The organism is Cyanobacteria bacterium FACHB-DQ100, from assembly GCA_014695195.1.
In the GTDB taxonomy this organism is placed as follows: Bacteria; Cyanobacteriota; Cyanobacteriia; order Leptolyngbyales; family Leptolyngbyaceae; genus Leptolyngbya.
Genome location: JACJNW010000008.1, coordinates 1 through 11,609, shown reverse-complemented (window position 1 = coordinate 11,609; position 11,609 = coordinate 1). Strand labels below are relative to the sequence as shown.

At 46.9% G+C, this 11,609-nt stretch carries 8 protein-coding genes and 1 pseudogene; 6 read left to right on the top strand and 3 right to left on the bottom strand.

Annotated elements, in window-relative coordinates; translation table 11 throughout:
* Positions 1-92 precede the first annotated feature (92 nt).
* The 4 genes from H6F51_01545 to H6F51_01530 are packed head-to-tail and all read left to right on the top strand — an operon-like array spanning position 93 to position 3,401.
* A complete protein-coding gene (locus H6F51_01545) occupies positions 93-560 on the top strand; it encodes a hypothetical protein (protein MBD1821204.1) in 468 nt (155 codons plus the stop codon).
* Positions 561-593: 33 nt separating this feature from the next.
* Positions 594-1,589, top strand: coding sequence for a methyltransferase (locus H6F51_01540; GenBank protein MBD1821203.1), 996 nt, complete (start codon positions 594-596; stop codon positions 1,587-1,589).
* A gap of 27 nt (positions 1,590-1,616) precedes the next feature.
* Positions 1,617-2,816, top strand: a complete 1,200-nt coding sequence (locus H6F51_01535; protein MBD1821202.1) for a hypothetical protein — start codon at positions 1,617-1,619, stop codon at positions 2,814-2,816.
* Between the two features lie 60 nt (positions 2,817-2,876).
* Complete coding sequence (locus H6F51_01530; GenBank protein MBD1821201.1) at positions 2,877-3,401, top strand: peptidoglycan-binding protein; 525 nt, start codon at positions 2,877-2,879, stop codon at positions 3,399-3,401.
* A 572-nt stretch (positions 3,402-3,973) separates the two neighbouring features.
* Here H6F51_01530 and H6F51_01525 read toward each other — a convergent pair.
* Positions 3,974-7,849, bottom strand: coding sequence for a PAS domain S-box protein (locus H6F51_01525; GenBank protein MBD1821200.1), 3,876 nt, complete (start codon positions 7,847-7,849; stop codon positions 3,974-3,976).
* Entirely contained in the window at positions 7,842-9,755 is a 1,914-nt protein-coding gene (locus H6F51_01520) for a response regulator (protein MBD1821199.1), read from the bottom strand. Before H6F51_01520 ends, H6F51_01525 begins: the two co-directional genes overlap by 8 nt.
* Before the next feature lie 212 nt (positions 9,756-9,967).
* On the opposite strand from H6F51_01520, the gene H6F51_01515 reads away from it, so the two are divergent.
* Positions 9,968-10,315: a hypothetical protein gene (locus tag H6F51_01515; GenBank protein MBD1821198.1), complete on the top strand. Its 348-nt coding sequence runs from the start codon at positions 9,968-9,970 to the stop codon at positions 10,313-10,315.
* 107 nt (positions 10,316-10,422) lie between these two features.
* A complete protein-coding gene (locus tag H6F51_01510) occupies positions 10,423-11,247 on the top strand; it encodes a hypothetical protein (protein MBD1821197.1) in 825 nt (274 codons plus the stop codon).
* A 59-nt stretch (positions 11,248-11,306) separates the two neighbouring features.
* Here H6F51_01510 and H6F51_01505 read toward each other — a convergent pair.
* Positions 11,307-11,473, bottom strand: a pseudogene (locus H6F51_01505) (arsenical-resistance protein).
* Positions 11,474-11,609: the final 136 nt, after the last annotated feature.

The window sequence follows — 11,609 nt, the reverse complement described above, 5'->3', positions numbered from 1 at the left end:
TTCATGAACGAAACGAGTTGAAAATTCCCCGACTTCTCCTCGATCGTTGCCTACTGTAAGAGACATCAGTAAACCAGAAGTAAGAGGTTACTATGTTTCATCACATTTCAATCGCTGTGAATCATCCGTTGCATGTTGCTAATGTTCTAGCAGAAGTGTTGCAGGGTCGTTGTTTTCCCTTCCCTCCTCATGAAGGAAGCTATATCGTTATCGTCGATGATGGCTTCGGAACCGGAATCGAGCTTTATCCGGCTGATACTCAATTGACTCCAGAGCTAGACCAAGTTGGCTTCTCTTCAGGAAATGCTCAAACCTTTACGTCTGTTCATGCTGCTCTTTCGGTCACGGTCTCGCAAGCACAGATTACACAAATCGCTGATCGCGAAGGATGGCTGGTGCGATTGTGCGATCGCGGTCCCTTTAAAGTGATGGAATTTTGGGTAGAAAACAAATTTATGCTCGAATTGCTCACTCCCGAAATGGCAAAGGAATACCTACAATTCGCTGCTAGCTATGAGGCATTCCTGAATCAGGCTGCGTCCCAACTTGTTGAAGCTTAGGAATTAACTGGAGCGAAAAGAATCATGATGACGATGGAAAGAGTAGAAGTTGCTCCGCAAGAGACAATGCTGAGTTTGATCGGTGGCTTTTGGGTTGCTCGATCGATTCATCTTGCTGCAAAGTTAGGCGTTGCGGATTTGTTTGATGATCAGCCGAAAACGATTGCTCAACTTGCAGCAGGAACACAGACTGATCCGCGATCGCTCTACCGACTCCTACGCGCCTTGGCCAGTGTCGGCATCTTTACCGAAGTTTCGGATCAATGTTTTGCACTGACTCCGTTGGGTGCAACACTCAAGAGCGATAGTCCTGGCTCAATGCGATATGCTGCAATGGCACAGATGGGAGATGACCATTCTTTAGGCTGGAGCAACGGGTTGCACAGCCTGAAAACGGGCGAGGTTGCGTTTGATGCCGCAGCAGGAATGCCGGTCTGGGATTACTATGCTCAACATCCTGAGGCGGGGAGGGTATTCTCGCAATCGATGACCAGTATGGGGACTGCGATCGCCGAAGCGGTCGCTGCAAGCTATGACTTTTCTGAATTTAGAACGATCGTCGATGTGGGTGGAGCGCAAGGAAGTTTGATTTCGGCGATTTTGCGCTCACATCCTCACCTCAAAGGCATCTTATTTGATCTGTCCGAAATCATTGCGACTGTCAGTGTAGATGAGAATATTCAACCCGTTGCCGGAAACTTCTTTGAGTCTGTGCCAACGGGGGGCGATGCTTACCTGATGCGATGGATCATTCATGATTGGGACGATGAAAAGTCCTCGATCATTCTGAGAAATTGTCATCGCGCGATGAGCGATCAGAGCAAGCTGCTGCTGGTTGAAGGCATTATTCCACCCGGAAATGAACCTGCTCCAGTAAAACTCATTGACGTGATTATGCTGTTGATGACGGGCGGACGGGAACGCACTGAAGCAGAGTATCGATCGTTGTTACGATCAAACGGCTTTGAACTTACGCGCGTAATCCCAACACCCTCAATGCTTAGCATCATTGAAGCAGTAAAACGGTAAGCCTTCTGCACTCTCTTAAAAATCGCTATGAAACTATACCGCTTTCTGATGTCGTTTACCGTTGCGCTTGGTTTAGGCTTGAATGAATCTCCAAAAATTCCTGCTTTAGCACAAGCGCAACTTTCTGAAGGCAATCATGCGCTTAAGGTTGCACAGCGCTTAGATCGACCGATGCAAGCTCTGCCAAACGTCAATGGAATTCGCTTTCGAGCGTTGAACTATAAATTTTCAGAAACTCAATCCCACCCAGGGTTAGAAGAAGCCATTCGTCGAGAGCTAAGCGGAGATGTTACGACTATTCGCTATCTTTACAACTCGATCGACTTAGATGGTGATGGACGCAATGAAAAGATCGTATATCTCGTTGGATCAACAACTTGTGGCACGGGTGGCTGTACGATGCTGATTTTCAGAACAACGGGACAGGGTTACAGCCTGATTTCACGACATACGATCGTCAATAACCCGATCGTCGTTAGCACCCAAAAAACGAAAGGTTGGCGGGATATCGTGCTGTTTGTCGGAGGCGGGGGTGGAAAGCCAAGCTACCACAGCTTGAAATTTGATGGTTCAGCTTATCCGAGTAATCCTTCGACGGCTCCAGAAGTTGCACCCGGAACCATCGTGAATGGAACTGCGATCGTCGCTGATCAAATTTCTCCGGGCGTGGGGATTGCTTTCGGTCAGCCTGCGAATCAATCAGGAAGCCTAACCCCGAAGCAGCAAGCCTCATTGAAGTCATTAGGAATCGCGATCGCAGTCCCCAGCTTCATCCCTGCGGGTTACACCGTTAGCAAAGTCGAGGTTAAACCTTGCCCTGCCAATGCACCTCGTTCGGATAAAGGCACGTGTCGATTTGGGCCGCAATACGGCATTGTTTATCGTAACGCGCAACAAGATCGCTGTTTTGCGATCGAAGCCACCGGTGGTGGTATCGGTGGGGTTCCAGCCGAATATGAAGTCAAAATCAATACTCAATTATTTGGTGAAACTTCACTCTTGTTTGGTGAGCAGAATGGCGAATTCAAAATGCCCTCATCGCAGCAGCTTAACTCGCCACAGCCCAATTTATTAACAGATTGGGCGGGAGTGAGTCCGTTCTATCGCATTAGCGGAGCTGAAATAGTACAGAAGTCTTATTACAAAGGTGCATCTGCTCAGTGCCGCAATACGATTACGCCAAATGAAGCAACGAAGATTGTGCGATCGTTGTCCTGGCTCAAGTAGCCGCTATTGTCCTTTCACATTCACTCAACTATCCGGTGTACAACACCAAGGAAGCAAATCATGGAATCAACTCAAGTGAACTTACAAGCCTCTGCGATCGATCTCAAAGCAGTTTGCCGCTATTTCGAGCCGTTCAAATACCAGCATCAATCCGGAGCTGTCAACTGGTTAGAAACCCAACTGTCCTATCCGACTTTTCGCGCCTTCACTCAACGGTGGGAAAATCAAGCCGTTTCTCCTGATCCAGTGCTACGACTCAATAGCACAGGTGCAGCCGTCTACGATTTGCAACAATTATTAAATAAAACCGGAGCGAAGCTGCTTGTCGATGGTAGTTTTGGTGCGAAAACACAGGCAGCCGTGATCCAGTTCCAGCGCAACAATGCTTTAACCACAGATGGCATTGTGGGCAACCTCACTTGGGCAACTCTCAGAAAATTAGTCGATCAACGCTACTTGTGGAAGATGTTCGATGCTTACAATCCGACTGAAAAGCCGCATCAAACCCGCGCTTTAGATTGGCTGCAAACCCAAATTTCGACGGCTACTTTAACTGAATTCGCTCGTCGCTGGCGGAGTGCTTAACCCTTACGTTTAAACCTGTGCAGCATAGACATGAATGCTAGAACACCGTCCTAGCATTCATTTTTTAGGTCGATGTTGCAATTTCTGCAACTTATACCGAATTAAACATAGAATGCGACAGATCATACTCAAAGTCCCCCATTCTGGGGGATTTAGGGGGCGAGAATCTGTCGCATCCACAAATCAATCTGGTATTAGCCGAATGAATCGGAGTGCGATCGCTACACTGAATCCATCGCCACAGATTCAATCATTATGAATGCTTCTCTTTTCCTTCGAGCGACTATCAGTTTGCTACTCTTCGGCGGTGTAGTTTCAACCTCGGTTCAGTCCGTCACAGCACTCTCTCTGATTCAAAGCACCAAGGCTGAACCGATTAAAGATCCTTAACGTTGTACCGCTTCCTTATTAAACAGACCGTTGAAGAAATTTCAGATTGCAAATCCGCGATCGATCCTAACAATCCACTCTTTCAACAAATCAATCAACTCTACGACAAAACTGTTGAAACAGTTTATCGTGCTGAATCTCGTTAGGAAGAACATCGGCTGGATGGTTGCGATCGAGATAGTTTATTGAGAAAGCTCAGTAATTTCGTCAAAACAAAACTTTTGAACTAACTCCGTTAGTGCGATCGCAACTCGTTGATTCGTCTCTGGGATTTGCTGAACCAATTGCAGGATTCGGTCAGCATCGACAGCAAGCGAGGCTTGATGCAGTTGTGCAATCCAATCTTGAGGCATTGTCGCAAGCATTACACGAGTTAACGTTAACTCAGGCGATGAATCAATTGGATGTTCGTTATCTTCTTCATACAGATAGTTCACCCCAAGATGCTTCGCGAGTTTCTCAAATAAGTGAGCTTCTCGAAAGGGTTTTGCTAGAAAATCATCGCAGCCAGCCGCCAGAACTGAAGCGCGTTGTTCTTCAAAGGCACTGGCGGTTAATGCCAGAATCTTAGGTCGAGTTTGAGCCGATTCAAGCACCCGGATTTGCCGAGTTGCCTCATAACCATTCACGATCGGCATTCGCATATCCATCAAAATCAGGTGAGGTTGCCATTGCTGCCATTGTGCGATCGCATCTTCTCCATTCACGGCTGATTGGGTTTCAAATCCCACCATTGTTAACAATTGCTCGACGAAATCTCGATTCTCAGAGCGATCGTCAACGACTAAAATTCGATATTGGGGTTGCTCTGGTGCTAGTTGCAGCACTCGCTTTGAAGTCGAGGTAGGTGCAACTTCTGCCGGATTCGCGATCGCGATTTGAATTTCAAAGGAAAACGTTGATCCTTGTCCCACAGTTGATTCAATGTGCATCTCTCCGCCCATCAATCGCACAAATCGGCGACTAATGGTTAATCCAAGCCCTGTGCCTTCTCGTAGTTGAGAACCGCTACTGGTTTGGATAAATGGGCGAAATAGCTGCTCAAATTCTTCTGGAGCAATTCCCTGTCCCGTATCTTGAACTTTGAATTGCAGCGTTAATTCTGACTGCACGGTAGCTTCTAGCGTAATGCTGCCACTGTCTGTAAATTTCAGGGCATTGCTCAGCAAATTAATTAGGACTTGGCGCAGTTTGTTTTCATCGGTTTGAATGTACTGAGGCAGATTGGGCGCGATCGCAAAGTTCAGCGCGAGTTTCTTTGCTTTCGCTCGAATCAAGAACATCTCTTGTATCGTCTGTAAAAGATGATGCAGATCAAAAGAAACTACATTCAAGGTTGTTCGTCCTGCTTCGATCTTTGACATCTCTAACACATCATTGATTAAATTCAGCAAGTGTTCACCACTGCGATTGATAATGGCAAGAGAATCGCGTTGGCGATCAGGAAGGGTAGCATCGCGTTCGATCAGCTGCGAAAAGCCTAGAATTGCATTCAAGGGTGTGCGTAACTCATGGCTCATGTTAGCTAAGAATGTACTCTTTGCTAGATTTGCTGCCTCAGCCGCTTCCTTAGCAATGCGTAAATCGGTTTCGGCTTTGTGTCTTGCTCGTCCGATCGCAATCAGTTCGCTCACAAGCTTAAGACAGTTGATATCTTCCTGGCCCCAATCTTTCTGAAAATGAACCGTGTCTATTCCCAAAAAGCCAGTCACCTGCCCTCGATAGATCACAGGAACTCCCAGCACCGATTGAATCGACTGACGGGTAAATAGCTCTCGCTCTGGTGTTTCTGGCATCGTCTGAACATCAACCGTATGCAAGGCTTGTCCCGATAAAAAGTGCTGATGCAAATGTGGATGCTCAGGCACGCTCGACACTCTTGCTTCGGGAGTGAGCGGCGTAATTCCATCACCACACCATTCGTACACTAATTGGCATCTCGTCTGGTCAGCGTTGTACTCGAAGATTGTGCCTCGTTCTGCGCCAATATGACGCGCGATCGATTCTAAAGCAAGATGAATCGCGGTTTCTGCATCCTGGTCAATAAACTGCCGAGAAAGATAGCTGAGTAAATGATCTAACCTCGCTCGACGTTGCAGCGCTCTTTCGGCACCTTTACGATCGCTAATATCACGCACCATCGCTAAAACATGCGGTTTTCCATTGTAAAAACAAGTGGTTCCTTTAACTTCAACATCAACCAGGCTGCCATCCTTGCGAACATCAACTGCTTCACCACAGAACGGCTGCTTTAAGGTCATTGCTTCGAGAAAGCTATGAAATACCGATATACTGTCTGGATGAATATACTCCGATGGATGTAACGTTAAAAACTCCTCGTATGAGTACCCATGCATTTGGCAAGTAGCAGGGTTCACTTCGACCACAGTGATTGTGTCAAGATCTAGGATGAACAAGGCATCAGTAATTGCCTCAAAGATCGTGCGATATTGTGCTTCTTTCTCCTGTAAAGCTTTTTGTTGAGCTTGCAACAGCCCATTCTGCTGAAGCAATATTGCTTCAGCTTGTTTTTGTTCCGTGATATCGGTTTTGGTTCCGATCCATTCTTGAATGTTGCCTTGCTCATCGAGGATGGGCACGCCCCGAACTGAAAACAATCGATACTCGCCGGATGCCACTTGAATGCGTTGCTCTACTTCGTAAACTTTCCCAGAGCGAACTGCTTCTAGCCAAACTTCTGCGGTCGTTGCTCGATCGTCTGGGTGAATGCTCTCGAGCCATCCCCATCCATTTGCGCTGGCTTGGCTGCGTCCAGTTAACGCACACCAAAGCGGAATATCTTCGACCACTTCTCCGACCGCGTTGGTCATCCAAACAGCTTGAGCCGTTGCCGTCACAAAAGCCCGATATCGCGCTTCACTCAGACGCAAGGCTTCTTCAGTTAATTTACGATCGTGAATGTCTCGCGCTACGCCAATGATTTGTAATTCTCCGTCCACTCCAAGAGTCGGTGCAACGTTGACGACTTGCCATCGGTAACTGCCGTCTTTGTAAAGAGATCGACATTCAATCCCGGCTTGCGGTTCACGGGTCTCGACCATCTGTTGGTTCAGCTTAAAACACAGTTCAGCATCGTCAGGATGCAGAAATTGAGGGAATGGTTTCCCAATCATTTCTTCGGGCAAGTAGCCCATGACGTTGATGACGTTTGGCGAAACGTAGCTAAAAATTCCCTCTGGTGTATTGACAAATAAAATATCATTTGCGTTTTCTACAATGTTGCGAAAGTGTTGTTCGCTGCGTTGCAAAGCCGCTTCGGTTTGTTTGCGATCGCTAATATCTCGAAAGAATGTAATGCGTCCATAGTACTCGCCAGTAGAAGATTTGACAGCTTTGCTGTGACGTTCGATCGTCCGCCCATCTTTCAACGAAAGCTCATCGTAAAGAACTTCGTCTAAGTTTTGATAAAGCGCTTCGATGCGTGCTAAAAAAGCGTCTGAGTCTTCAAGCTGATTTGCAACCATTTCGGCAACCCGCCGAGAATTTTGAGTTGGTAAAATCTGAGGCAGTCGCCAGATTTCGCAAAACTTTTGATTGTAGTCCACGATATTGCGATGTTCATCTGCCACCAAGATGCCATCGATCGACGCTTCTTGTTGTGCTTTCAGTAGAGCATTACTACGACGCAGTTGTTCTTCAATGGCTTTCTGCTCGGTGATATCTCGCAAAATCGTGGAGACAAATTTGAGCGATCCATCTGGATTTTTGTGCGTGACAATGATTTGAGAAGCTGAAATTTCTCGTTGATCTCGTGTGAGAAGAACTGTTTCTCCAGCCCAGATTCCGTCTCGAAGCGCGATCGGAAAAGCTTCTTCCAACAAAACTTTAGCGACTTCGGGCGGATGATATTCTGAAATAGTTTTTTGCGATAAGTCTTCGGTATCCCCAAATCCTAATACTCGACGTGCAGCCTGGTTGAAATAGAGAGTGCGTCCTGTTGCGTCAGCAATACCAATTAAATCCACAGCGGTTTCTAAAACCGTAATTAAGTCTTCACGTTGCAGGTGTTGAGCTTGAGGGGTTAGTGCTTCACTCATGAATTGATCCTTCTAAGCAGAGACTTGCAGTTTGATAGAGCGATCGTAGCGTGAGTCCATCGGTTGGATAGTTCACTACGGCAGAACGATAAATCAGATTCGGAGCTTCAAACGGTTGTCGTTGCAGCATTGCGATGACTTCTGATAACTGCTCATGAAACTTTGCTTTTGTGGTTTGAGAACTGGCAATTATAAATTCACCGTTTCTCCAATAGCCGAGAATTTCGCCGTTACAAAAACTAGCTTGCAAGCATTGCCCAGTTTGCTTGAGAATCTGATTTCCAATCGTGTGTCCCTGCTGAATGTTGATTTGTCTTAGCATGGGAATGTAGAGAATTGCAAGGTAAGTTGTTTGATGGTTGCGGAATTGAGCTTCGATCGCTTGACTCGAATAAAACTGATTTGCCAGTCCGGTAATCGAATCTTTGGTGCTCAGTGTTTGTAGCAGGCGCAATCGTTCTAACCGTTGGGTGAGCCGTGAAAGTAATTCTTGCCCAACAATCGGTTTGACAACATAGTCATCGGCTCCGGCTGCAAAGATTTGTTGAACGGTTGCAGTATCTTGATGAGCAGTGAGAAAGACGATCGGTAAACTTTGCCAAGCTGGATTTGCTCGAATCGCCTGACAAAGTGCAACCCCATTCATCTGCGGCATTTCGACATCCAGAATCAGCAGATCGGGATTGATCGCTGATAAAACCGTCCAAAATTGCAGTGGATTATCGATTCCTGTTAAGCACATTCCCCAAGGTTCAAGAAGCTGTTTCAAGGTGGCAAGAACGATCGGATCATCATCGACTGCCAGAACCGTCCAAGAGCGGAGAGATGATTTAGAATCTTTCCCATCGCGGGGGACTTCAGATTCAAACTCATCTATTTTTGGAAGATTTAGGGGGCTTCCACTCGTTTCGACCGGAGCCGAAAGATTCAGAATATCACCCAAGCGTCGAACCAGCGATCGCACTTCTTCCGCTGGTAATTCGGCTTGTCCTTCAAACTGTTTTTCAAGCTGTCGAGCAATCTGTGTTCCTTCATCTCGATCGAACATCCCTAAAACCCCCGCTAATTTATGAGCAGCGCGTTCTGCTGCTTCTCGCAGTTCAATTGGTAAGGGGTAAGTATGGGCCGATTGTTGCAGCACCGCAAATCGTTCTGCCATTAACCCACGATACTGCTCCCAAAGCTGTGCAACCTGATTGTCATAGGACTGTGCGGATTGTTCCTGATTGGCTTCAATGCCTTCGCGCAATCGATATCCTAACCCATACACGTTCTCAATCCAATCGACTGCACCGCCTGCTTTTAGCTTCTGCCGCAATCCTTTGATGTGGGATTTGACGCTCTCTTCCTGGGGTGGATCGTCAAACGTCCAAAGATGCTCGATAATGTCTCCACAGCTAAAAACGCGACTAGGATGGCGTAGAAACAATTCGAGCAAACTATACTCTTTCGGTGTCAGCGGCAGTAGTTTCTCAGCATAGGTGACTTGGCACGATCGCGGATCGAGCTGTAATTTTCCAATGGTCAAAACTGGGCTTGCTGCTACCGTTCCCCGTCTCAACAAGGCTCTAACTCGGGCTTGAAGCTCTCCCAAGTCGAATGGCTTTGCTAAATAGTCATCTGCCCCTGAATCTAAGCCTCGAATCCGATAGGTGCTGTCATCTTTGGCGGTCATCAATAAGATTGGGGTTCCACAACCGCGATCGCGAATTCTCTGGCAGAGCGTGATCCCATCCAATTTAGGCAATCCCACATCAATCAGGATCAGGTCATAAGTTGTGCTCTCAACGCATTCCCACCCAATCGCGCCGTCCTCTGCTGTGTCTACTGCGTAATGGTGTTCACTCAGCGATCGTGCAATCGCGTCTGTCACGATCAAATCATCTTCAACTACTAGAACCCTCATATCTATCGCTCACCTAGCCGTAAAGCGATTGTAAGGTAATTCATCCCGCGTCTTAAAGCATTCTTACAAGAACGCAACAATCGAGCAGGCATAAATTAGTTTTTCTCCTCTAGTTCTCCCCGATTATTCTCTATCTTGAGAAACATCAAGCGAACAGCTTACATTCAAGCTTCGCTAAATCTCAACTTTATGACCACAACAAGAGGACAATTATGAAGCGTCAATTCTGCACTGTTGCTATCCTGACAACTCTGGGTGTTTTGTCTTTTGCATCGATCGCAAAAGCCGGACTCACCCAAAATGGCACATCACTGGATGGTTCTACCGTCGATCATACCCAACCGTCTCTTCAATCTGACGAGCCTTCTAGTTCAAACTTGGATGGATCTAACCTAAACGGCACATCATTGGATGGTTCTACCGTCGATCACACCCAACTGTCTCTTCAATCTGACGAGCCTTCTAGTTCAAACTTGGATGGATCTAACCTAAACGGCACATCATTGGATGGTTCTACCGTCGATCGGGCTCAGTCGTCTCTTCAATTGAATAATCTCTAGTTTTCAGTTTCAAGCGATCTGCTTGAGACTTGTCACTCATGACTTAAGCCCGTGTCTTGATTTATTCGAGGCATGGGCTGCTGAATCGCTTTACGCAATCCTAGCTTATGCAACAATCTTGGTTTAGCTCTCTATTTTGCCTGTCGATCGCGATTAATATTAGCATTGTTAATTTTGCTAAATCTCAACCGAGTTCTGCCACCGCGATCAGTGCTCTAGCACCGGGAACTACGATCGTTGGCTTCGATGCCCAAGGACATCGCTTGAAGTTTCAAATTCGCAGTATTGAACTCGATCCGCAAGATCCACAGCAAGAAACTTACCTTTACACCGTGTTCTATCAAACCAAAAACCAGGCTTGGCAAAACTACTGTCGAGCCACGGATCACTTTGCGGCGAAAGCAATTGCACTTCGAGGAACCTGGGATCGCAGCGGCACTTACCAAGGGAACGAAAACCGCATCACGTTTAGCTGCCTAAGTGGTGCATTAGCAAAGTGTGTTCGCTTAGGCTATAGACCTTGGCAAACGATCAAAGGGCAATCGCTCAAAGAGTATCATCAAGCTTGTGTACGGATGATTCGTGCCGATTACTGTGGCGATGGAACAACGCACACCCAGGATGGAACGCGAATTGATATCTACGATCGCTTAGGAATTCAAAAACGGAATGGAGTCCCTGGGATGAGTTTTGAAGCAGCGTGGGGCATCGATGGAGCGAGATCGATCCACCATACCCGCTATCCAAAAGCTTTAGCTTATGTGCAACGAGTTTGTCCGCATCGACTCGCAAGCAACACAAAAACAAATCAGGCTCCGCTCGCTCAATTGCAATCTCCTGCGCTCCTATTCAACGATTCTGCAATCAAGGAGTTGAACAGTAGTACACCACGTCTAGACCGAGATTCGCCAAAATCGAAGTCTCATATCTAGCGGCGTGACCCAACACAGCGCAGATGGGGCAGGGTCGCTTTTTCGGGTTCACGGGGAAATCAGGCTGCTGTCCGTTTATAGACTGCGACCCGCATTAGCATCACCGGAACTTCAATCGAGACACCTACCACTGTTGCCAGTGCTGCGCCAGAGGTTAAGCCAAATAGAACGACAGCAGTTGCGATCGCGATCTCAAATGCTTACTCGCTCCAATTAACATTGCGGGTAGTCCTAAACAAGTAAGGATAAAATGATAAGCGATGTTTAGGTTTTTCTCGCTGTCATGCTTTCCTGTCCCAGTTGCGAGCCAAAACACACGGTCAAAAATGGCAGAATCCATAACGGCAAACAGAACTATCGCT